The sequence below is a fragment of the Micromonospora sp. NPDC049359 genome (genome assembly GCF_044466585.1).
Lineage (GTDB): Bacteria > Actinomycetota > Actinomycetes > Mycobacteriales > Micromonosporaceae > Micromonospora.
Genome location: NZ_JBITMW010000001.1, coordinates 960492 through 983455 on the forward strand (window position 1 = coordinate 960492; position 22964 = coordinate 983455).

Here is a 22964-nt window from a genome sequence, read left to right on the forward strand (position 1 = left end):
CACCGGCCGGACACGGCCGGTCTCCGTTGCAGCTTGCCCTTGTGATCCTCGGCCCAACTGGCGAGAGCGAGTTTCACCGGCCGAACACGGCCGGTCTCCGTTGCAGCGCCTGCGCGTTGCCCGGGAGCGCGTAGTCGACGGTGGTTTCACCGGCCGGACACGGCCGGTCTCCGTTGCAGCGCCGTCAACACCACCACCGGCACCAAGCTGCTGTACGTTTCACCGGCCGGACACGGCCGGTCTCCGTTGCAGCGTCGACGCGGACAGCGGACCGAGGGTGACGCCGGCGTGCTTCACCGGCCGGACACGGCCGGTCTCCGTTGCAGCTTCGACGGCTGGCTAGCGAAGGTGAAGGCCCGTTACGGTTTCACCGGCCTGACACGGCCGGTCTCCGTTGCAGCGACGAACGGATCGCGCCGTGGCGCACCGAGCACTACAGTTTCACCGGCCGGACACGGCCGGTCTCCGTTGCGGCGCTGCCGGGGTGAAGCGGAAGTTGGCACCGCAGATCAAGTTTCACCGGCCGGCCGGTTACGGCCGGTCTCCGTTGCAGCGCGATCTGGCCCAGTAGGTGGTGCGGCGGGGTCTGGGAGTTTTACCGGCCGGATAAGGCCGGTCTCCGTTGCAGCACCCACGCCCGGCCGCTGGTTGAGCGGTGGCGGCTGACTTCACCGGTCGGAGACGACCTGGTCTCCGTTGCAGCGCCACCGACGCAAGCGCGACGGCTTCCCACGAACGCCCTTCGGCAGCCGTTCCATCAAAGAACGATTCGGCCAGTTCCCGTAGCAGCGAGGGCGGCACCCAGCTGGATGCGACCGTGCCGGCGAGGCCGTACCTTGGCATGGCTGACGAGGCCTCGACTGGCGACGTCACCGTACGTAGCGTCCACCCGGGCCCACACTCAGCCGCGTTCCCCCATTGAGTGAACCTAACCCGGCATCCCGAAGGCCCCCTCGGACCGTCAACCAGGAACTTGGGACATGCAGATTTAACGATGAACTTGCCCAGGATTTCCCCATAACGACGATCGAAAACTGCCCGAGCTAACCGAAGATACTCCAAAAAGTGACTACTGAGTCACTCAGAGTTGGCGCACTATGGCACCTCGCAGCACCCGCGCTGAACTGGGAAAACAACTCTCCACTAGCCCCTCCAAGGCCGGCCTCCCATTACGACCAACCCAGTCTGGTCGCCGCCGACCAAGATCTACACCATTTTCGAGGGTACGTCCGAGATCCAGCGACTGGTCATCTCCCGAGCGATCTCCGGCATGCAGATCCGCTGACCCTCCGCTCCTCGCGCCCGACCAGCGTCGGGTCGGCGGCCGCTCCGGCCGACGGCCCGACCGGTCGGCGCGGGCCGGGGTCGGTGCCGCCAGACCCGTACCCGGCGATCCTGCTTCTGCCTAACCGTGCCGACTACGTCACCCCACGCCGACGTCGGCTGGGCCGCCCGGCGCGTCGGGTGCATGATCAAGGAAGACGCCCCGCCGGATGGGGCTGTCCGCGCACCGCCCCCAAGGAGGTCTGCGGCATGGACCTGCCGTTCGTCGTCACCACGCTGACCCGTCGCGGTCTGCTCACCCCGGGCCGCCCGGTCCGAATCGCCTCGCAGCTCAACGCGCTGCGTACCTGGGGATGGAGCCTCGCCGGCGAACTACGCCAGGCGGCCGCCCGCGACCCCGGGCGACCGGCGATCATCGACGAAAACGGCGTCGAGCTGACCTACCAGGCGCTCCTCGACCGGGCCGAGCGGATGGCCCGGTCGATGCGGTCCGGGCTCGGCGTACAACCCGACGACCGGATCGGCGTCCTCTGCCGCAACCACCACGGGCTCATCGAGACGATCGTCGCGGCGACCCTGCTCGGTGTCGACGCGGTGCTCGTCAACACGGGCCTCTCCGCCGCCCAACTCGCCACCGTCGCCGAGGAACAGCGGCTGCGGCTGTTGGTGCACGACGACGAGTTCGCCGAACGGGTCCTCGGCCTCCCCGCCGAACTGCCCCGCCTCGACGAACGCGCCCGCGAGGAACTGGTGGCCGGGGCGCTACCGGGCGAGCTGCGCCCGCCGGAGCGCGACGGCCGGATCATCGTGCTGACCTCGGGCACCACCGGTGCTCCCAAGGGCGCCCGCCGTCCCACACCCAGCGGCTTCGGGCCGCTCGTGTCCATCATCGACCGCATACCCCTGCACACAAAGGACCGGGTGCTGATCGCCGCCCCGATCTTCCACACCTGGGGATTCGCCGCGCTCCAGGTGTGCTTCGCGCTGCGGGCCACCATCGTGCTGCACCGCCGCTTCGACCCGGCCGCCACGCTCGCCGCCCTGGTCACCCACCGCTGCGACGCCCTCTTCGCCGTACCCGTGATGCTCCAACGACTGCTGGAGGTGCCCCCACCGGACCCACGCCCCACGCTCAAGGTCGTCGCGGTCAGCGGATCGGCCCTGCCCGGCGGGCTCGCACCGAAGTTCATGGACGCGTACGGAGACGTCCTCTACAACATGTACGGGTCCACCGAGGTCTCCTGGGCGTCCATCGCCAACCCGGCGGACCTGCGCCAGGCACCCACCACGGCCGGCCGACCACCACACGGCACCCGACTGGAACTGCTCGACAACGCCGGCCAACCGGTCCCGCCGGGACAGGTCGGGCGCATCTTCGTCGGCAACGAGATGCTCTTCGAGGGATACACCTCGGGTGCCACCCGGGAGACCCGCGACGGGTTGCTCGACACCGGAGACCTCGGCCGGCTCAACCCCGACGGACTGCTCTTCGTGGACGGCCGGGCCGACGACATGATCGTCTCCGGCGGCGAGAACGTGTTCCCGTCCGAGGTGGAGGACCTGCTCGCCCAGCTACCGCAGGTACGCGAGGCCGCCGTGATCGGCGTACCCGACCCCGAGTACGGCCAGCGACTCGCCGCGTTCCTCGCCCTGCACCCCGGCGAGACGCTCGACCCCGAGGCGGTCCGCGAGTACGTCCGGCACTACCTGGCCCGCTTCTCCGTACCCCGGGACGTGGTCTACGTGAAGTACCTGCCCCGCAACGCCACCGGCAAGGTCCTCGCCCGCGAGCTGCGCCGCTACTACGGCTGAGAGGTCAGCCCGGGATCGTGATCCGGCCGGCGATCGCGGCCGCGGCGATGTCGGTGCGGTGCTGCGAGCCCGCCAACTCCACCCCGTCCACCAGCGCGTACGCCGCCTCCCGGGCAGCCGCCAGGTCGCGGCCGGTGGCCGTACCACAGAGAACCCGGCCGCCGGCGGACAGCAACGCGCCGTCGCCGGCCCGGCGGGCGGTGCCCGCGTGGATGATTCCCGGCCGGTCCGCGCCGGTGATCACATCGCCGGTGCGCGGCGCGGCCGGGTAGCCCTGCGCGGCGAGCACCACGGTGACGGCGGCGCCGTCCCGCCAGCGCAACGGCGGGTGCTCGGCCAGCGTGCCGGTGGCCGCCGCCTGCAACAACCCACCCAGGGGAGTCTCCAGCAGCGCGAGCACCACCTGGGTCTCCGGGTCACCGAAGCGCGCGTTGAACTCGATCACCCGGGGGCCGGCGGCGGTCATCGCCAGGCCGACGTAGAGCAGGCCCGCGAACGGCGTGCCCCGGCGGCGCAGCTCGGCCAGCGTCGGGTGCACCACGTCGCGCATGACGTCGTCGACCAGGCCCGGCGGTGCCCACGGCAGCGGCGCGTACGCTCCCATGCCACCCGTGTTGGGGCCGCTGTCGCCGTCGCCGATCCGCTTGAAGTCCTGCGCTGGCAGCAGCGGCAGGGCGGCCTCGCCGTCGGTGACCACGAACAGGCTGACCTCCGGGCCGTCGAGGAACTCCTCGACCACGACCCGGCCGCACTCCGCGGCGTGCGCCAGCGCGGCGGACCGGTCGTCGGTCACCACCACGCCCTTGCCGGCGGCGAGACCGTCGTCCTTCACCACGTACGGCGCGCCGAACTCGTCGAGCGCACGCGCGGTGCTCTCCTCGTCCGTACAGACGTACGCCCGGGCGGTCGGCACACCGGCGGCGGTCATCACGTCCTTAGCGAACGCCTTCGAACCCTCCAACTGGGCGGCCTCGGCCGACGGGCCGAAAACGGCGATGCCCTTGGCTCGTACGGCATCGGCGACACCGGCGACCAGCGGCGCCTCCGGGCCGATCACCACCAGGTCGGCTGCGGTCTCCACCGCCAGCGCCGCCACGGCGGCCGGATCGGTCGCGGTAACGGCCTTCAGCTCGGCGACCTCGGCGATCCCCGGATTACCCGGAGCGGCAATCAACGCGTCGACAGCCGGATCACGAACCAACCCGAGGGCAAGCGCATGCTCGCGCCCCCCACCACCCACCAAGAGAACCCGCACAACGCCCCATCCTACTGCCCACCCAACCCCCCACCCCGCCCCGCCGCCCCGCCGCCCCCCGGGCCCTCGCCCCCGGCCCCCAGCCCCCGCCCCCCCGGTGATCAAGAGGTTTGCGTCAGGAAGGGGCGCGGATTTGACGCAAACCTCTTGATCACCGGCGTTGGTCCTGGTTTTTCGTGATCGCCCGGCGGACGGTCCAGGGGATGTAGTCGGGGCGCAGGGTGTCCTGCCAGGTGAAACGGAGGATCGTCCAGCCGGCGTTGACCAGGCGATTCTGACGGTGGCGGTCAGCGAAGGCCGCCTCCGGGGTGTCATGGGCGCTGCGACCGTCGGCTTCCGCTATCACCCTCGGCGCGCGCCACCCGAGGTCACCGATGCCGAGCAGGTATCCGTCGTCGTCGCGTACCTCCAACTGCAAGGCGTCCGGCGGCACCCCTCCGTCGACACATCGCAGCCGGGTACGCGTTTCCAGGGGCGACTGTGCACGGCCGTCTGCTTCCGCCAGCCAGGGTCGTGCCGCGACCGCACCCCGCCGACCCCGGATCAGACGCGGGATCACGTCGAGGTCGTCCGGCGTGACGAGCCCCTGGCAGAGCGCCGAATCGAGGACGGAGACTGCCGAGTATCGATCAGCACGCAGAATGACGTCCGAAATCGTGCGAAGCGGAGCGGTCGCGCGGACACCCGCGACCGTTGCTATCTCGCCGGGACCAACGGTGACCTGGTGTACGACCAACCAGGGCGCCAGCGCGCGCTGAGGCCGGGGCCTGTCGACCGGCACCGATACGTGTACCTGTGACGTCCGCCGCAGGCCGGCGATGCCGTGCACCTCGAGCGCCGTGTCGAGGACCGCGAAGGCAGCCGGCCCGAGGCTCGCGGTCGCTGCCCGGATGCGGGCGCGTCGCAGCGTCGAATCGGACGACGCTGCCTCCGGGACGTAGCACTCACGCAGGAGCCCCTGCCACCTGCCGGACCGACACAACTGTCGGACCTGGTCTCTCGTCAGACCGGCGCGCAGGGCCTGGGCCAGGGTGACGATCCCGTCCTGCCCGGCCGCTACATCACGAAGCACCTGGTGTGGTCCCACCCCCACACCCTGCCCACCGCCACACCCGCACCCAAGCCCCTGTGGATAACCCCAGTTCCCCTGTGGAAAACCCAGAAGGCTTGTTCCCGTCGATCAAGAGGTTCGCGTCAAATTCGCGCCGATTCCTGACGCGAACCTCTTGATCACCGAGGCGAATGGGGTGGGGTGGGGTGGGGTTTGGGGGTTAGGGGAGGAGGGGGTGTTGGAGTACGTTTTCGTCTCGGCCTGGGCCTACGCCGATGACGCTCACCCTCGTGTTGCAGAGTTCCTCTACGCGGGCGATGTAGCGACGGGCGTTCTCCGGCAGGTCTTCGGGGGTGCGGGCCTTGGTGATGTCCTCCCACCACCCGTCCAGCTCCTCGTACACCGGCGTGGCGTGGTGGAAGTCCGTCTGGCTCATCGGCATGTCGTCGACCCGCTTGCCGTTGATCTCGTAGCCGACGCAGATCGGCACCTTCGGCAGCCCGGTGAGCACGTCCAGCTTGGTGATGACCAGGTCGGTGACGCCGTTGAGGCGGCAGGCGTACCGGGCCACCACCGCGTCGAACCACCCGCACCGGCGCTCCCGGCCGGTGGTGGTGCCGTACTCCGCGCCGATCTTGCGCAGGTGCGCGCCGTTGGCGTCGAACAGTTCGGTCGGGAACGGCCCCGAGCCGACCCGGGTGGTGTACGCCTTGCTCACCGCGATCACCTGGTTGATCGCGGTCGGCGGGATGCCGGCGCCCACGCAGGCGCCACCGGCCGTCGGGTTGGACGAGGTCACGAAGGGGTACGTGCCGTGGTCCATGTCCAGCATGGTGGCCTGCGCGCCCTCCAACAGCACCGTCTCGCCCCGGTCCAGCGCGTCCCAGAGCATCGCCCGCGTCTCGGCGATGTACGGCTTGAGCCGCTCCGCGTACTCCAGGTACTCGTCGACCGTGGCCTCGAGGTCGATCGCCTTGCGGTTGTAGACCTTGAACAGCATCTGGTTCTTCTCGCGCAGTGCGAGTTCCAGCTTCTTGCGCAGGATGCCCGGGTCGAGCAGGTCCTGGAGTCGGATGCCCATCCGGGCGACCTTGTCGCCGTACGCGGGGCCGATGCCCCGACCGGTGGTACCGATCCGGGACGAGCCGAGGTACCGCTCGACGACCCGGTCCAGTGCCCGGTGGTGCGGCATGATGAGGTGCGCGTCACCGGAGATCCGCAGCCGGGACACGTCCACGCCACGCTCGGCGAGACCGTCGATCTCGGCGAGGAGCACCTTCGGGTCGACGACCACGCCGTTGCCGATGACGATCATCGCGCTCGGCGAGAGCGCCCCGGAGGGCATCAGGTGGAGCGCGTACTTCTGGCCGTCCGGGGTGATCACCGTGTGCCCGGCGTTGTTGCCGCCGGAGTAGCGCACGACGTAGTCGACCCGCTCACCCAGCAGGTCGGTAACCTTGCCCTTGCCCTCGTCGCCCCACTGAGCGCCGATGAGCACGATCGCTGGCATCTCTTCCGCCTCCAGAAGGCTCGGGTGCCAGATGGCGACCGGTTGGCGAGCCCGGGGTGTCAGGTTAACAAGTAGTGACGGCGCGACCGGCAGGGGTCGCGTCGAGAGGCGGGAGGCTCCTTCGGTGTACGACGTGGTGCTGCTCACCCTTTCGTCGGAGCGGGACGCTTCCGGCGGGTGCGGCAGCGGCGAGGCCTGCTGCGGCGGCGCGGACGCGACCGGCGCGGGCGTCGACGGAACCGGACCGACGCCGGGTGACGCCGACAGTTGCGCCACCGATCGGCCCCGGGTGCCGGTGCTGGCCTGCGCCGACGCGCTGACCGCCCGGGGTGCCCGGGTGCAGATGGTCACCGCCCGCTCGGACGCGGAGATCGACGCCGTACTCGCGCAGCTCGACGGCCCGGCCCGTCCGGACGGCCTCACCTGGCCGGACGCGGACGGCAAGACCCGGCTGGTCGTCGCCACGGCCAGCGACGGTCAGTTGCGCGCCGTGCTGCGCCGGCTCGTTCGGCGGTACGCGCCAGCGCCGAGCCGTCGCCCGGCGGACCTGCGTGACGACCGGACCCTGCCCGACCTGCCGCCGGTCGCCGTACTCCCGCTCGACCCGGCGCGCGGCGGCGCCCAGCGGGACCTGGCCGCGCAGTTCGGGTTGCCCCGCGACCCGGCGGCCGTGGCGGCCGCGGTGCTCGACGGCACGCCGCGTCGGCTGGATCTGCTGCGCAATGACGGCGGCTCGGTGACCCTGGACGGCGCGCTGTTCGGGGCCGCCGACGACGCGGGTCGGCCGCTGCACTGGCGGGCCCGGGTGGAGGTCGACGACACCGTCCTCACGAACGGTGACGAACCGTTGCTGGCCTGCGCGGTCGGCAACGCCGGCGGGTACGCGTCGCTCGACGACGTGACGTTGCTGGCCGCGCCGGACCCGGCGGACGGCCAGGTCGAGGTCGCGGTGGCCGTTCCGGTGGTCGTCAGGTCGACGTGGGGTCGCAAGCGGGTACGCCTCGAAGTGCGGCGGGCTCGCGGACGGGCGGTGTCGGTGCTGCCCCGCGAGGGAAAGGTGCCCTACCTCGACGACGGCGTCGAGGGTGAGCTGACCCGCAAGCGCTCGTGGTGGGTCGAACCGGGTGCCTGGGCGGTCTGGGTGGTCTGACCCCCGTTTCGCCGACCGGCCCCGGTCGGCCGGTGGGCCTATCCTCGCAGGAGGACTGGGGAGGAACCGTAATGGACAAGAACGCCGACCGGGCGCAGGTGCCCGGCCAGCAGCCGGTGCCGGAGCGGGACATCGAACCACTGTGGCCGCCGGATCCGGCCGAGCAGGGCGCAGAGGTGGTACCGCCGTGGGCGGCGGTCGCCGAGCAGCGGGTCGCGCCGTCGCAGTCCGCGCCTGCGGCCGTGTCACCGCCGGTCGCCGCACCGCCGATCACGGCGCCGTCGGTCGGCCGTCCTGGCGTCCCCGGGCAGCCGGGCGCGGCGGCCCTGCCGCCGCCGTCGCCGTCGGACTATCCGTCGCTGACCGGGGCGGTGCCGCCACCGACGGGCTGGGGCGCGAACGGGCCGGGCGGGCCGGGCACGGGCTGGGCGCCGGCGCAACCGAGCTGGCCTCCGGCCGACCCGCCGGCCGCGTCGACGACGTCGCCCGCTCCTCCGGCGCTGCCCGCACCGCCGACGCCACCGCTGCCGCCCGCCGTGGGCGGGCTCATCGGGGCCGGCAACGACTCGTCGCCGTCGTCCACCGGCACGCCGACCGCCGAGGGCGCCACGCCGAACCCGGCGGCCACCGCCGCCGTCCCGACCCCCGGCCAATCGGGCGCGTCGGGTGGCGTCGACCTGGACCTACCGTTCTCCCTGGATCGCCCGCCGGTCGTGGCCGCGCCCGCCGACGGTGCGGCCACCGCAAGCCCCGGAGCAACAGCGCCACCCGCAGCAGGGCAGCCCGCAGCCGGCGCGGCAACGGCGGACCCCGGCACGGCCGGCCAGGCCGCAGGGCCGGCAGCGGAACCGGTGTCGCAGGGTGGCGGGGAGACCACGCCTGCCGTCGGGGCGGCTCGGCCCGCGGCCGAGTCACCCTGGGCGTATCCACCGCAGCGACCGGCCAGCCCGACCCCATCGGCACCGGAGCAGGTCGACATTCCGCCGCCACCGATCCCCACCCCGCCGGTTCCGCCACCCCCGACACCCGCCGTCGACAGCGGCGGCGCGGCGGGGCAGACGTACGCGGGGCAGGTCTACGGCGGCCAGGCGGCGATTCCTGGCCAGGCCGGCCCGGCGGAGCCACCGCAGCAGGACGCCGTGCCGACCCCGCCGCCGGGGCCGTTCCCCCCGTCGCCGGGCTGGTATCCGCCGCCCTGGCAGCAGGGCGCGGCGGCGGCTCCACCGGTCCCGCCGCAGCAGTACCAGGAGACCGACCCGGTGGCACGGGTGCCGGCCACGGGCTACCCGGACGCCACGTGGACGCCGGAGACCACGGCCGCGCCGACGGCGGAGGATTTCGCCCGCCGTCGGCAGGTCCGGCCCGCCGACCCGGTGGCCACCATGGGCGTACGGGCGGTGGTCAACAAGATGGGCCTGCTCCGGCTCTCTCCGGGCCGGCACGAGCAGGAGCTCAAGCGGGACATCGAGATGGTGCGCCGCAACTTCGGCGGGCTGCGGCAGGTGACCGTGGTCAACCCGAAGGGCGGCGCCGGTAAGACGGTGGCCATCCTGCTGCTCGCCATGACGTTCGGTCAGAAGCGCGGCGGCTACGTGCTGGCCTGGGACAACAACGAGACCCAGGGCACCCTCGGGATGCGCGCCCAGCAGGACTTCCATGCCCGCACGGTGCGCGACATGCTGCGTGATCTCGGGCAGTTCCAGGGCGCGCACGGGCGGGTCGGCGACCTGTCGCAGTACGTGCGGTCGCAGGGCGAGGGCATGTTCGACGTGCTCGCCTCGGACGAGTCGGCCACCGGCGGCGAAATGCTGACCGCAGCCGCGTTCGCCGAGATCCGCGAGGTGGTCAGCCGGTTCTACAAGCTGATCTTCGTGGACACGGGGAACAACGTACGGGCGCAGAACTGGCAGGCGTCGATGGACGCCACCGACCAGCTCGTGGTCACCATGTCCGCCCGTAACGACTCGGCGGAGACCGCCGCCCGGATGCTCGACCACCTGGAGCAGAGCGGCCGGCAGCGGCTGGTCCGGCAGGCGGTGACGGTGGTGTCGATGCCGCCGTCCCGCAAGGAGATCGACTTGCCGGCCATTCAGGAGCACTTCGCGGCTCGCACCAGGGCGGTGCTGCTGGCGCCGTACGAGCGGCTCATCGACAGCGGCGAGCCGATCCGGTACGGCGGTCTCTCCGCGGCCACCCGGGACGCCTGGCTGAAGATCGCCGCAGCGGTCGCCGAAGGGCTCTGAGCAGCCGACGGCCGGCCCGGTGTCGGGCCGGCCGTCGGAATGAGGTCAGTTGCTGGCCAGCGCGTCCGCCGCTGCCGGGTCGCAGTCGCGCAGGAACTGGGCGCAGCGGGCCGCCTCGTCGGCCTCGCCGATCTCGTCGGCGGCCCGGGAGAGCACGTACAGGCAGCGCAGGAAGCCCCGGTTGGGCTCGTGGGACCACGGCACCGGCCCGTGGCCCTTCCAGCCGTTGCGGCGGAGCTGGTCCAGGCCACGGTGGTAGCCGGTGCGCGCGTACGCGTAGCCCGTCACCACCGCGCCGGCCGCGAACGCCCGGGCGGCGAGCGCGCCCCACGCTGCGCTGAAGGTCGGGAAGCGGGCCGCGACCTCGGCGTACGCCTCGTCGGTGCCGGCCTCCTGGGCAGCGGCCAGGGCGGCGTCGGCCTCGTCGTTCGCGGGCAGGAGGGTGGCCGGTGGCTCCGGCAAAAGGTTCTGCATCGCCCCATTCAACCCGCTGGACAGGGCGACATGCGAGCGGGTCGGCGGACGCGTCCCGCTGAACGGCTGAGGAGTTCATCACGCCTGCGGCCTATGCCGCCGCCAGGTGTTTTCCACTACAACTAATGGTCCGGAGCCTCCCCAGGACCCGGTTACGCAGGAGCCCGGTGGCCACGACCGCCGGGCTCCTGTCGCGTCCCGGGGCCGTCCGGGGTTTGGCCGACCCCGCCGAAGGGGCAGGATGGCCCGGTGCCGACCCCACCACCCACCGACGTCATCGAACCGCACCTGCACGCCGACGAGATCCAGACCCGGGACGAATTCGACCGGCAACTGGTCACCGGCCGGCTGACCGGGCTGACCGTGCAGGGGCTACGCCTCGACCTCGCCCCGGTGCCCGACCTGACCGGCATCGAGGTCACCGGCGCCCTCTTCGTCGGCTGCCGGTTCGCCTCCCGGGAGGTCGGCGCCGACCTGGTCCGGCGCGGCGCGAACGTGGTGCCGCCGTTCTCCGGGCTGCCGTACCCGACCCAGCCGGCGCACCTCTACACCCCGGACGACCTTGCCGCCGGGTTCGTCGAGGGCGGGTTCGCCGGGATGTACGACACCCGGGTGTACGAGCACTACCGGGCACACGGCGGCGCGCTGCCGGACGTGAAGGAGGCGCTCGGCCAGCGGCTGCACGACCACGGCGTGGACAACGCGCTGGGTGACGCCACCCGGGCCTGGTTGGCCGCGCACGGGTCACAGTCGGTGGTGGGCATCATGGGCGGTCACGCGGTGCGGCGCGGCAGTCCCGCGTACCGGATGGCGGCGGTGCTGGGGTGGGAGCTGGCGCGGGCCGACCGGCTGGTGGTGACGGGCGGCGGCCCCGGGGTGATGGAGGCCGCGAACCTCGGCGCCTACCTGGCGGACCGACCGGCGGCGGACCTGACCGCGGCGATCGACCTGCTGGCCACCGCGCCCGACTTCACCGACCACCACCGGTACACGGCGGTGGCGTTGACGATCCGGCAGCGGTACGCGGGCGTACCCCGCCAGCGGGGCGACGACCTCGGTTGGGCGCGGGCCGGCGGGCTGGCCATCCCGACCTGGTTGTACGGGCACGAGCCGGCGAATCTGTTCGCGGGGCGGATCGCGAAGTACTTCTCGAACGCGATCCGGGAGGACACCATTCTGCGCCTCGCCCGGGGCGGCATCGTGTTCGCGCCGGGGCGGGCGGGCACGGTGCAGGAGGTGTTCCAGGCGGCCACCAAGACCTACTACGGCACCGACGGGGCCAGCGGCGCGTACATCTTCCTGGACCGTGACTACTGGACGCGGGAGCTGCCGGTGGAGGCGCTGCTGCGCCCGCTGCTGGCCGCCTCGCCGTTCGGTGACCTGTCGTCGACGATCCACCTCACCGACGACGTCCGCGAGGCCGTCCGCCTGCTGACCGCTTGAAAGGAAGGGCCCCTTATTAACAGACGTCTGTTAATAAGGGGCCCTTCCTTTCAAGCAACTACTTGGTCATCGTGGTGCCGGTGGAGCGCAGGTGCTCGCACGCCTCGACGACGCGGGCGGCCAGGCCGGCCTCGGCGGCCTTGCCCCAGGCGCGCGGGTCGTACTGCTTCTTGTTGCCGACCTCGCCGTCGATCTTCAGCACGCCGTCGTAGTTGCGCAGCATGTGGTCGGCGACGGGCCGGGTGAAGGCGTACTGGGTGTCGGTGTCGATGTTCATCTTCACCACGCCGTAGTCCAGCGCCTCACGGATCTCGCTGAGCAGGGAGCCCGAGCCGCCGTGGAACACCAGGCTCAGCGGCTTGTCCTTGCCGTACTTGGCACCGACCGCCTCCTGGATCTGGTTCAGGATCTCGGGGCGGAGCTTGACGTTGCCCGGCTTGTAGACGCCGTGCACGTTGCCGAAGGTCAGCGCCGCCATGTAGCGGCCCTTTTCGCCGAGGCCGAGCGCCTCGACCATGGCCAGGCCGTCCTCGGTGGTGGTGTAGAGCTTGTCGTTGATGGCGTTCTCGACGCCATCCTCCTCACCACCGACGACGCCGACCTCGATCTCCAGGACGATCTTGGCCTTGGCGGCCTCGTCGAGGAGCTGGGCGGCGATCTGCAGGTTCTCGGCGACCGGCACGGCCGAGCCATCCCACATGTGCGACTGGTACAGCGGCTCCTCGCCGCGCTTGACCCGTTCCTGCGAGATGCCCATCAGCGGACGGACGAACTTGTCCAGCTTGTCCTTCGGGCAGTGGTCGGTGTGCAGCGCGATGTTGACCGAGTACTTCTTGGCGACCTCGTGCGCGTACGCGGCGAACGCCACAGCGCCGGTGACCATGTCCTTGATCGAGGGACCGGACAGGTATTCGGCACCACCTGTGGAGACCTGGATGATGCCGTCGCTCTCCGCGTCGGCGAAGCCCTTGAGCGCCGCGTTCAGCGTCTGGGAGGAGGTCACGTTGATCGCGGGGTACGCGTACCGGCCAGCCTTGGCGCGGTCCAGCATCTCCGCGTAGGCCTCGGGGGAAGCGATGGGCATGTGATGCGCTCCTTACTTACCACTCTCGGCCGTGCTGGCCGCTGTTGTTCACGTGTGCGCCGGACCGCGCTGTCCTCCGCCCGGCAGTATCCCGCAGGTGTGGTGCGCGGGACCAACCGAGGGGGGTGTCAGCCGCTCACCGGGTGTCTAGACGGTCCGGCACGATGACGCTGATCAGCCAGGTGACCACGGTCATCACGATCGCTCCCCAGAACGCCGCCCAGAAGCCGTCCACCTGGAACGGCAGGTCGAGCCCGCGCGCGATCCGGTCGGTGAGCAGGAAGAGCAGCGCGTTCACCACCAGGGCGAACAGGCCGAGGGTGAGCAGGTAGAACACACAGCCGACCACCCGGATGATCGGCTTGAGTACGGCGTTGATCACACCGAAGATGAGCGCCACCACGATCAGCGTGAGCACGGTGTTGCCACCCGAACGGCCGTGCACGTCCACCCCGGGCACGATCAGCGTGGTCACCCACAGCGCGACCGCGGTGATCGCCAGTCGGATGAGGAAGCCCACGGCACCATCCTGGCACCGGCTCCCGCCGTCCCGGGGTGATTCGGCCGACTCGGCTTGCCGGCGCGGAGTGGCCGCAGCCCGTACGGTGGTGGGAGCCGTGCCCCGAGACCCCGGGAGGGACGATGGGTCAGCCCGATGAGGACTTCACCCCCGGCGAGCACCTCGCCGCGGACGAACGCGATCCGGAGGCGGAGCCGGCCGACGCGGTCGAGCAGGCCACCTCGGTCGACCCCGCCTACGTCGACGGCGAGCCACACCGCGGCATGGAGGTCGACGACTGGGACGCCATGGAGCAGGCCCGGGTGGTCACCGGGGACGAGGACGACTACCGCTGACCTGCCCCACGACCGTTGTCCGTTGGGGCAGAGGTGTCCAGCCGTTCGGTTCGTTCGACAAATATCGATAGCACCGGGTCACCGAAAGTGTCGGGGTCTCCCTAGGTTGGGCGAGCGCCACCACTGTCTCATCGGGAGGACCCCCATGCTCAAGCAATCGATCCGCTGGCTGGCGGGGCTGGGTGCCGCAGGAGCGTTGATCGTTGCCTCGGCAACCCCCGCCGTCGCCGCGGCAACGATCGAGCCGTACTTCCAGGACTCCACCCTGGCCAGCGGCTCGGAGAAGGTCAGAAGCCTGTTTCTGTACGCCGACGAGGCGACGAGCCTCAGCGACGTCTCCGTGCGGTACGACTACCGCTCACTGGCCAACAAGATCACTATTGCCCCCTTTGACCAGCAGGAGTGCGCCACACCGGAGCCGGGCGTTCTCGTCTGCGCGGAGTCCTTCGGCGTCACCCTGAACGAGTTGCCGCCGCTCGGCAGCGGGATCTACCGAGGCGCTACCAAACGGGTGGCCCTGACCGCCACTCAGGACGCGCAGCTCGGCGACTCCGGCGACGTGGTGATCAGCTTCGAGGCAGCGGGCGGGCGGCAGGGCAGCTACACCTCGCGGGTCCGCATCGGCGAGGGCGTCGACCTGGCCGGCGGGCCGTTCACCTACCCTTCCTCGAAGCCGGGCGGGAAGGTTTCGGTGCCGCTGGCCGTGTCCAACGTCGGCGACGAGACCGTCACGGGCTTCGTCGCGGTCTTCGACCTTCCGTACGCGATCCGGACCAAGGATCGGTTCAGCAACTGCCTGTACTCCGACGACCACCTGGTCTCCTGCCAGTTCGACCAGGAGATCCCGGCGGGCGAGGGGCTCGCCACCACGTTGAACCTCGAACTCGCCAGGGACACCTACGCCCCGAGCAACCTGTCCGGCTTTGCCCAGTTCATGACCGTTGCCGACTTTGCGGACCTGACCCGGGTTCGCGAAGCCGTTGGCGCGCGAGAGGGCGCGCGTGGCAGCGGCCCGAAGCTGACCCTGACCGGGGCACCCAGCGGGATGCGGCAGGCCGACCAGACCGACGTCGGCCCGGGCTACGACTACACCGGCTGGATCATCAAGGTCACCGGCAGGAACGGCACCGACCTCGCGGCGATCGGCGCCACGCTCAAGGGCAGGGCCGGCGCTGTCGTCACGGCCACCGTCGGTTTCCGGAACAACGGCCCGGCGACGCTCGACAACGTGAGCGAGGAATACGAGGCCGCCACACACACAGTCGTCGAGCTGCCGCCCGGCACCACAGCCGTCGGAGTCCCCGACAGTTGCGAACTGCGGCCGGGCACCCGCACGTACCAGTGCGCATCGGAAATGCTCCTGGTGGCGGGCGAGACCTACACCGTGGAGTTCCGCCTACGTATCGACAGGGTCGTCCCCAACGCCAAGGGCACGGTATGGGTCAACGCGCCGTGTGAGTGTCCCGCCGGCGAGGGCTTCAGGGGCGACATCAAGCCGGCCAACGACCGGGCCACGATCCTGGTCAACCCGGGCCAGGGCGGCGGCAGCGGTGACGGTGGCAGCGGTGGCGGTGGTTCGCTGCCCATCACCGGCACCCCCACGAGCCTGCTCGCCAGCCTCGGTTGCCTGCTGCTCGCCGCCGGCCTCGGCGCGTACCTGATCGCCCGACGTCGCAGCAGCCACTTCGTCGCCTGACCGACCCCGCCTGACCGGCACCCCGCCGTCGTTCGTCCCCTTGGCGGTGGGGTGCCGTCGCAGTCCACGGAGTCACCGGGCTTGGTCGACCAACGTCGGGTGACGGGCCGCCCAGTCGCCGAGGCGGTCCTCCCGCAGCGCCTTCAGGAAATCCGGCACGAACGTCGGGTCGGCCCGCAGCGAGCGGTCCCTCGCGCTCGGCAGGGCCACCGGCAGACCGAGCCCGACCGGCTCGACCGACCGCAGCGTGGGCACGAGCCGCAGCAGGTCCAGCACGGCCGCCCGGTCGGGTGACACCACGAGGTCCGGGCCGACGGCGGCCAGCAGTCTGGCGAGGCGTACCGGATCGGTGAGTGCGCCCCGGTCGGTGGTCTGGCGGACGAGACCGGCGGCGAAGAGACGGGCGTTGCGGTCCCGGTCCTGGCTCCCCGCGGGCAGACCGTAGCGCTGGCGGAGCAGGTCGACCGACGCGGCGCCGTCGAGACGTTGGCAGCCGGCCGGGAAGACCCGCCGGGTGTGCACGGATCGCACCCGCTCGCTCAGGCAGACCGGCACACCGCCCACGGCGTCGGTCAGCGCGCTCACGGTGCGGTACGTCAGCACCACGCCGGCATCCACCCGTACCCCGGTCAGCTCGGCCACCGTGCGCCGGGTCAACTCGTACCCCTTGGTCATCTCCGGCCGGGTCGACCCGACGCCGGCCGGAAAAGCGGCGTTCAGCTTGTCGGTGCCGTGGCCCGGGATCGACACGCCCAGGTCGCGGGGCAGCGACACCAGGTACGGGCGACTGCGGTCGGCCGGGATGTGCACCAACAGCACCGCGTCGGCCCGCGTCGCCGCCGGCCCGTCGCCGTCGATGCCGAGCAGCAGGATGTTCAGCGCGCCGGTTGGCACCGGTCGAGCGGACTCACCGAGCAGTTCGGCGGCCGGCGGCGGCCCCCCGCGCTCCGGAGTCAGCAGCGGCACCCCGATCCCCAGCACCCCGAGCAGCGCCAACGCGACACCACCGGCCTGCCAGCGGCGACGCCGACGGCGACGGCGGATGGTCAGGCGGTCGATCGCCGCGCGCAGCGGGCCGGTCGGCGGGGTCAGCGGCTCGTGCCGGGCGAAGGCGGCACGCAGGTCATCCTCGATCATGAGGGAACCTCCACGTACTCGGCCCGGAGCGTGGCAAGGGCCCGGGAGATGGACGAACGGACGGTCCCGACGGCACAGCCGAGGATGTCGGCGATCTCGGCGTCGGGCAGATCCTCGTAGTAACGCAGCACGAGGGTGGCGCGCTGCCGGCGCGGCAGCCGGGACAGCCAGGTCCAGATCTGGTCCCGGTCCACGGCGGACTGGGCGTGGTCGGCGGACGCCGGCAGGGACTCGTCGGGCTCCCCGCGCAGCAGTACCCGACGCATCCACGAGCCGCGCTTCCAGTCGACGTACTGGTTGGTGAGCATGCGGCGCACGTACCGCTCGGGCGAGTCCGCGCGGGCGACCCGCCGCCAGTTCAGTTGGACCCGGACCATCGTCTCCTGCACCAGATCCTGCGCCTGGTGCGGATCACCGGTGAGCATCACCGCGTACCGCAGCAGCGGGGCAAGCCGCGTGTCCGCGAACTCCTCGTACGTCACTGCACCTCCCGGGTTCCTGCTTCAGTTGACGGGAGCGGACCCGCTGAACATTGCGGTGGCGGTGATCAGCCTTTCGGTTCGTCCTGCTGACCAGGCGGTGATCAGGGACGACGCCGAACCTTAGCGGTTCCTTAAGATCCACAGGCTGCACCTGAATCCCCCTACTGGAGGAATCCCCCTCATGCTCACCCACTCCAGCCGGCGCTGGCTCGCCGGACTGGGCGTCGCAGGCGCGTTCGTCGCCGCCTCCGCCAGCCCGGCCCTCGCCGACGAGGCCCGTTTCGATATCGCCACGCATGACGTGCTCGTGGCACCGGGTCATTCCACGTCCGGCTACCTCTACGCCCGGCCGACCGATGACGAGTCCGAGCCGACGTTCGGAGAGACCTCGGTGGACGTCGACCTCTCCGCGGTCGCGGACTTCGCCATCGTGGAGCCGATGTGGGGCTGGACCTGCGACGTCTCGCCGACGAAGCTGCACTGCGAGAGCGAAACCGAGGACGGCATGCCGCCGTGGTTCGACTACACGGTCTCGGGTAAGGACGACGCGAAGCCGGGGCAGCAGGGATCCCTGGCGATCAGCATCACCTCCGGGGGCAAGACCGCCAAGGCGACGGCAGGCGTCACCATCGCCGAGGGCGTCGACCTGGCGGGCGACCCGACCGTCGAGGCCAGCGGCGCCCCGGGCACCACGGCAGGACTGCCGGGTGTCGTTCGTAACACCGGCGAGACCGCCATCGATGGCGCCGTTCTCGTGTTGCAGGCCCAGGAACTCGCCGCCTACGGCGGCGACCACTCGAACTGCAGGTCCGACGAGTGGGGCATGGTCGCCGTCTGCGCGTTCGACACGAAGATCGAGCCGGGCAAGTCGTACAAGCTCTCGAACGGCATGCCGATCAAGGTGAGCGCGAAGGCACGCACCCGTGCGACCTTCTCAGTGGCGCTGTCCTGGTGGACCACTGACGACTGGGACCTGGCGTCCAAGGACTCGCCCATGGAGGACTTCAAGCCCGGCAACGGCGACAAGCTCCGCCTGGTCGAGCAGTCGATGCAGGCAGCACGGGTGCCGCAGACCGACGTCGACGTGTCGAACGACGTCACCATCGGGAGCGTTCGGGTAACCGGCAACACTTCGGCTGACCTCGCGGCCAAGGGCGCGACCGCAAGTGGCAAGAAGGGCGACGTGGTCACCGTCGCGCCGAGCTTCACCAACCTGGGGCCGGCGGTGCTGGAGTACATCGGCCAGGGCACGCCGGACCTCGGGATGGAGGACCTGCCGGTTCGGGTGACCGTTCCGGCCGGCACCACGGCGGTAGAGGTCGACCCCAACTGCGTGCCGTTCAAGCCGGGCACCGCGTGGGACCCGTGGGACGCGGCCTGGGGTGAGCCGGGCGCGAAGGAGTACGCGTGCCTGAGCCTCGAGACCTGGCCGGACGACGTGACCACGTACGAGTTCCGACTTCGGATCGACAAGGTCGACGCGAACGCCTCGGGTGCTGTCACCACCGTGCTCGCCGGTGACCCGAACAAGGGCAACAACACGGCGACGATCGTGATCAACCCGGCCTCGTCCAGCGGCGAGGGTGGCGGCAACGGTGACGGTGGCTCGCTGCCGATCACCGGTCAGTCGACCGGCCTGCTCGCCGGCCTCGGCGCGCTGCTGCTCGCCGCGGGCGTCGGCGGCTACCTGGTGGCCAAGCGCCGCCGGACCCGCTTCGTCGCCTGATCCATCCCAGCGGTACCGGTGCCCCGTCGACCACGCTGGTCGGCGGGGCACCGTCGTATCCGGCAACCGGGTGGTGAGCACCGGTCCGGCGCGGCCCGGACTGCGGGCTTCGGTACCCTTTGTGGCCGTGGACACAGCTGAGAAGACCCGCGCTCTCACGGAGAGCGTCGCCCTGAACCCGCTCGATCCCAAGGACCTGTTGCAGACCTTCGGGCTGGTCGGCGTCTGGGTGATCCTCTTCGCCGAGACCGGCCTGCTGGTGGGCTTCTTCTTCCCCGGCGACTCACTGCTGTTCCTCGCCGGGGTGGCCGCCTCGCCGGTGGCGGACGCCATCTTCGGCGACGGCACCCGGCTCTCGCTGGCCGGTCTGCTGATCGGGGGACCGATCTGCGCGATCCTCGGCGCGCAGTTGGGGCACTGGCTCGGTGCGCGGTACGGCCGACGGATGTTCGAGCGACCCAACTCGCGGCTCTTCAAGAAGGAGTACGTGGAGAAGGCCGAGTACTACTTCCAGAAGTTCGGCCCGGCCAAGGCCGTGGTGCTGGCGCGTTTCATCCCGATCGTGCGGACGTTCCTCAACCCGGTCGCCGGGGCGCTGGGCATGCCGGCCCGGCAGTTCCTGCTGTGGAACATCGTCGGCGGGGTGCTCTGGGTGGACGGCATCCTGCTGATCGGCTACCTGCTCGCCGACCGGATCTACAAGGCGATCGGCGACAAGATCGACCACTACATCCTGCCGGTGGTCGCACTGATCATCCTGATCTCGGTGCTGCCGATCTTCTTCGAGTTCCTCCGCGACCGGCGGGCGCGCAAGCGGGGCGAGGCGGTCGCGGTCGTCGCGGCGGCCAGCGCCGCGGGCGCCGTGGACGCGGTGCGTGAGAAGTTCGACCACGACGAGCACCCGCACGACCGTCGCGGGGGGCACGGCCACGGTCAGCAGCGCTGATCCCGGGTACGACGACGGCCGGCCCCCTGGTGTGGGGGTCGGCCGTCGGCATGGCGGACCCGGCCTCCGGCGGTGCGGCCGGGGACGAGCAGGTATCAGCTACCGGTGGCGCCACCCCTGGTTCGCCACCGGACACCGCCCCGGGTACGAGACGGTGCGCAGCGCCTTACGTCAGCGGGCCTTCTTGGTGGCCCGCTTACGCGGCGGGGTCAGCAGGTCGGCGATCGTCGCGATCGCGCTCGGGACCAGCCGGTAGTACGCCCAGACACCGCGCTTCTCCCGCTCCAGCAAGCCGGCCTCGGTGAGGATACGCAGGTGGTGACTGACCGTCGGCTGGGAGAGGCCGAGCGGCGCGGTCAGGTCACAGACGCACGCCTCGCCCTCGGGGGCCGACTGGATCAGGCTGAGCAGCCGCAACCGGGCGGGATCCGCAAGGGCCTTGAGGACCCCCGCGAGACGCTCGGCATCGGCACGTTCGATCGGCTCACCGGCAAGCGGCGAGATCTGAGGCATAGTCATTTCGGCCAACGCAGTTCCCACGTATTCCATCCTTCCACCAGCAGCATCGATCCGCCTGCATATCAGCAGATACGAATCGGCAGACTTTTACGCCACAAGGCCGAGGTCAGCCAACGTATAGGCCGCCCGGTACGGCAATCCGGCGGCTCGCACCGCGTCGCCGGCGCCTCGATCAACAATAACCGCCACGCCCACGACTTCGGCTCCGGCCTCGCGAAGAGCCTCGACGGCGGTCAACACACTTCCGCCCGTTGTGGACGTGTCCTCCACCGCCAACACCCGGCGGCCGGCCACCTCCGGTCCCTCGATCCGTCGCTGTAGACCGTGTGCCTTGCCCGCCTTGCGCACCACGAAGGCGTCCAAGGCGCGGCCGGTTCCAGCGGCGGCGTGCAGCATCGAGAGCGCGACAGGGTCCGCGCCCAGGGTGAGGCCACCGACCGCGTCGTACTCCCAGTTGGCGGTCAGGTCGAGCAGCGCCTTACCGACCAACGGAGCGGCCTGGTGATGGAGCGTGACGCGTCGCAGATCGACGTACCAGTCTGCCTCGCGCCCCGATGACAACGTGACCCGTCCGTGGACCACAGCCAGGTCGGTAATGAATTTGCGCAGGTCGTCGTGGTCCCCCATGGCGATAGAGGTTACTGCGCAACTCTGAACGCCGTGTGGACGGGCCTGCCGAATCAGGGCGGTGAGACACCGATGACGGGCGATGTCCGACTACGCTCAGCGACTGGCTCGGTCGCGGTGCGCCAACGACCGACGGCGGCGTCTCCGGCGCGACGACGCGCCCAGGGCTCAGCGTTCCTCGCGACCGATCCGGCCGCGGGTGTCGCGCGAGACCACTTCGAGTAGCCGGCGCGGCGCGTGCCGCAGACCGGCGACGGCCACCTTGTACTTCCACGCCGGAACACTCACCAACTTGCCTTTGCGCAGGTCACGCAGGCCCTCTTCGACGACGTCCTCGGCTCGCAGCCACATCCAGTTCGGCGTTTTGGACATGTTGATGCCGGCCCGCTCGTGGAATTCGGTACGGGTGTAACCGGGGCACAGAGCCATCACCCGGACGCCGAAAGGGCGGGCCGACTGGCCCACGGACTCACTGAAATTGGTGACCCACGCCTTGCTGGCCGAGTAGGTCGACCCGGGCATCACCGCGCCAAACCCAGCAACTGAAGAGACATTTATCACTGCCCCATCGCGCCGTTCGGTCATCGGACGTAGCGCCGCCAGTGTCAATCGCATGACGGCGTGCACATTGAGGCGGAGCAGCCGCGCCTCGTCCTCCGCTGTGGAGCGCAGGAACGGCTTGTTCAGGCTGATGCCGGCGTTGTTGACCAGGAGGTGAACGGGAGCGTCGGACGCCAGCCGCTGTTCGACGGTGGCGCAGCCGTCATCGGTGGACAGGTCCGCCGGCAGCGTCTGGACGTCGTGCCCGTGTCGGGCGCCCAGCTCCGTGGCCATCGCGGCCAGTCGATCCGCGTCCCGGGCGACCAGCACCAGGTGCCAACCGTCGGCCGCCAGGCGCCGGGCGAACGCCGCGCCGATGCCGGCGGTGGCACCGGTGATCAGGGCCCGTCGCTCGGGGGTCGTGGATTCGAGCGTCACGGGCGGTCCTCACCTGGGCGGGTACGGGGGCGTGGCCGGTGCCTGCGGGGGTTGGTGCGACGCGGGCGGGAACGTGGACGGCGCGGTCGGTGCCGTGCGGCGGTGTCGACCGAACCAGGCGTTCGCCGCCGGCAGGGCCAGCAGCGCGGCTACCACAAGGTAACCGAGGGCCTGCCCGACGGAAAGCCCGGCATTGAGCGGAATCCACCAGGACGGGTACGCGTCCGAGAGCAGACCCAGCAGCTCGGCGGTGGCCCGCTCGTCCGCCCCCAGCCGCAGCGGCGCGGCGCGTTCGCCGACGAGCACCGCCACGCTGCAACAGCCCGCGAGCAGGCCGAGCCCGCAGACCACCCAGGTGGCCACGCGTACGCCCCGTCGACCCGTCAACAGTCCGAGGGCCAGTCCGGCGAGCACGAGCGCGGACAGCCCGGCGACCACCGCGGTCAGCGCCGCCGACGCGCGCAGCAGGGCCACCACGCCGTCGATCTGCTGCGGGCTGGCCGAGGTGTTGCGCGCCACAGCGCGGAACTCGTCCACCGTCCGGCCCAGCACCGCCAGGTCGACGGCGGCGTACGCGAGCGCGCCGACCGCCATCAGCAGCAGCACGGCCGTGGCCGCCGGGACCACGGCGGGCCGGCGGGGCGGTGCCGGTTCGGGGTACGACACGACGGATCCCTCCGGTAGGCGTCGGG

The 22964-nt window shown here is 71.1% G+C and carries 20 protein-coding genes and 1 CRISPR repeat array (1 of these 21 only partly in view); of the genes, 8 read left to right on the forward strand and 12 right to left on the reverse strand.

All coding sequences use genetic code 11. The annotated features are described in order from the left end of the window. Nucleotides 1-693: a CRISPR direct-repeat array (repeat unit 37 nt; unit sequence GTTTCACCGGCCGGACACGGCCGGTCTCCGTTGCAGC) (it extends 80 nt beyond the left edge of the window). Between the two features lie 840 nt (nt 694-1533). Continuing rightward, a complete protein-coding gene (locus ACIBTX_RS04460) occupies nt 1534-3096 on the forward strand; it encodes an AMP-binding protein (protein WP_396832030.1) in 1563 nt (520 codons plus the stop codon). Between the two features lie 4 nt (nt 3097-3100). Here the strand turns inward: ACIBTX_RS04460 and purD are convergent, their stop codons facing one another. The 3 genes from purD to ACIBTX_RS04475 form a co-directional block, all read right to left on the reverse strand. Next, on the reverse strand, nt 3101-4351 hold the full coding sequence (purD, locus tag ACIBTX_RS04465) for a phosphoribosylamine--glycine ligase (protein WP_396832031.1): 1251 nt from the start codon (nt 4349-4351) through the stop codon (nt 3101-3103). 151 nt (nt 4352-4502) lie between these two features. Further along, nucleotides 4503-5423 carry a type IV toxin-antitoxin system AbiEi family antitoxin domain-containing protein gene (locus tag ACIBTX_RS04470; protein WP_396832032.1) on the reverse strand — a complete coding sequence of 307 codons (921 nt, stop codon included), beginning with the start codon at nt 5421-5423 and terminating at the stop codon, nt 4503-4505. A 199-nt stretch (nt 5424-5622) separates the two neighbouring features. Further along, complete coding sequence (locus ACIBTX_RS04475; protein ID WP_357129644.1) at nt 5623-6912, reverse strand: adenylosuccinate synthase; 1290 nt, start codon at nt 6910-6912, stop codon at nt 5623-5625. 124 nt (nt 6913-7036) lie between these two features. Here ACIBTX_RS04475 and ACIBTX_RS04480 point away from each other — a divergent pair, with 124 nt between their 5' ends. Both ACIBTX_RS04480 and ACIBTX_RS04485 read left to right on the forward strand, forming a co-directional pair. After that, the gene (locus ACIBTX_RS04480; RefSeq protein WP_357171682.1) at nt 7037-8062 is read left to right on the forward strand and encodes a hypothetical protein; all 1026 of its coding nucleotides are present in this window, start codon (nt 7037-7039) and stop codon (nt 8060-8062) included. A 71-nt stretch (nt 8063-8133) separates the two neighbouring features. Further along, a complete protein-coding gene (locus ACIBTX_RS04485) occupies nt 8134-10305 on the forward strand; it encodes a chromosome partitioning protein (RefSeq protein ID WP_357171684.1) in 2172 nt (723 codons plus the stop codon). A gap of 45 nt (nt 10306-10350) precedes the next feature. Here the strand turns inward: ACIBTX_RS04485 and ACIBTX_RS04490 are convergent, their stop codons facing one another. Further along, a complete protein-coding gene (locus ACIBTX_RS04490; protein ID WP_355048444.1) occupies nt 10351-10779 on the reverse strand; it encodes a DUF3151 domain-containing protein in 429 nt (142 codons plus the stop codon). Nucleotides 10780-11028: 249 nt separating this feature from the next. Here ACIBTX_RS04490 and ACIBTX_RS04495 point away from each other — a divergent pair, with 249 nt between their 5' ends. Next, nucleotides 11029-12222, forward strand: a complete 1194-nt coding sequence (locus ACIBTX_RS04495) for a hypothetical protein (protein WP_357171685.1) — start codon at nt 11029-11031, stop codon at nt 12220-12222. Nucleotides 12223-12280: 58 nt separating this feature from the next. Here the strand turns inward: ACIBTX_RS04495 and fbaA are convergent, their stop codons facing one another. Continuing rightward, a complete protein-coding gene (gene fbaA, locus ACIBTX_RS04500) occupies nt 12281-13306 on the reverse strand; it encodes a class II fructose-bisphosphate aldolase (RefSeq protein WP_124771129.1) in 1026 nt (341 codons plus the stop codon). Between the two features lie 136 nt (nt 13307-13442). After that, nucleotides 13443-13826, reverse strand: a complete 384-nt coding sequence (locus ACIBTX_RS04505) for a phage holin family protein (RefSeq protein WP_354860252.1) — start codon at nt 13824-13826, stop codon at nt 13443-13445. A 122-nt stretch (nt 13827-13948) separates the two neighbouring features. Between ACIBTX_RS04505 and ACIBTX_RS04510 the strand changes: the two genes are divergently transcribed. Further along, nucleotides 13949-14161, forward strand: a complete 213-nt coding sequence (locus tag ACIBTX_RS04510; protein ID WP_396832033.1) for a hypothetical protein — start codon at nt 13949-13951, stop codon at nt 14159-14161. Nucleotides 14162-14306: 145 nt separating this feature from the next. Further along, nucleotides 14307-15857, forward strand: coding sequence for an LPXTG cell wall anchor domain-containing protein (locus tag ACIBTX_RS04515; RefSeq protein ID WP_396832034.1), 1551 nt, complete (start codon nt 14307-14309; stop codon nt 15855-15857). A gap of 72 nt (nt 15858-15929) precedes the next feature. Here the strand turns inward: ACIBTX_RS04515 and ACIBTX_RS04520 are convergent, their stop codons facing one another. Next, nucleotides 15930-16994, reverse strand: coding sequence for an LCP family protein (locus ACIBTX_RS04520; protein WP_357129619.1), 1065 nt, complete (start codon nt 16992-16994; stop codon nt 15930-15932). After that, nucleotides 16991-17476 carry a SigE family RNA polymerase sigma factor gene (locus tag ACIBTX_RS04525; RefSeq protein ID WP_357129616.1) on the reverse strand — a complete coding sequence of 162 codons (486 nt, stop codon included), beginning with the start codon at nt 17474-17476 and terminating at the stop codon, nt 16991-16993. Before ACIBTX_RS04525 ends, ACIBTX_RS04520 begins: the two co-directional genes overlap by 4 nt. Before the next feature lie 181 nt (nt 17477-17657). On the opposite strand from ACIBTX_RS04525, the gene ACIBTX_RS04530 reads away from it, so the two are divergent. Beyond that, the gene (locus tag ACIBTX_RS04530) at nt 17658-19202 is read left to right on the forward strand and encodes an LPXTG cell wall anchor domain-containing protein (RefSeq protein ID WP_357392127.1); all 1545 of its coding nucleotides are present in this window, start codon (nt 17658-17660) and stop codon (nt 19200-19202) included. A gap of 121 nt (nt 19203-19323) precedes the next feature. Continuing rightward, the gene (locus ACIBTX_RS04535) at nt 19324-20148 is read left to right on the forward strand and encodes a DedA family protein (RefSeq protein ID WP_357171689.1); all 825 of its coding nucleotides are present in this window, start codon (nt 19324-19326) and stop codon (nt 20146-20148) included. Nucleotides 20149-20319: 171 nt separating this feature from the next. On the opposite strand, the gene ACIBTX_RS04540 is transcribed toward ACIBTX_RS04535, so the two are convergent. The 4 genes from ACIBTX_RS04540 to ACIBTX_RS04555 all read right to left on the reverse strand — a co-directional run bounded on the left by ACIBTX_RS04540 (nt 20320) and on the right by ACIBTX_RS04555 (nt 22938). Further along, nucleotides 20320-20697: a helix-turn-helix transcriptional regulator gene (locus ACIBTX_RS04540; protein WP_007454255.1), complete on the reverse strand. Its 378-nt coding sequence runs from the start codon at nt 20695-20697 to the stop codon at nt 20320-20322. A 57-nt stretch (nt 20698-20754) separates the two neighbouring features. Next, a complete protein-coding gene (gene pyrE / locus ACIBTX_RS04545) occupies nt 20755-21294 on the reverse strand; it encodes an orotate phosphoribosyltransferase (RefSeq protein ID WP_396832035.1) in 540 nt (179 codons plus the stop codon). A 168-nt stretch (nt 21295-21462) separates the two neighbouring features. Then, nucleotides 21463-22272: an SDR family oxidoreductase gene (locus tag ACIBTX_RS04550; protein ID WP_357129607.1), complete on the reverse strand. Its 810-nt coding sequence runs from the start codon at nt 22270-22272 to the stop codon at nt 21463-21465. A gap of 9 nt (nt 22273-22281) precedes the next feature. Continuing rightward, nucleotides 22282-22938, reverse strand: a complete 657-nt coding sequence (locus ACIBTX_RS04555; RefSeq protein WP_396832036.1) for a hypothetical protein — start codon at nt 22936-22938, stop codon at nt 22282-22284. Nucleotides 22939-22964 lie beyond the last annotated feature (26 nt).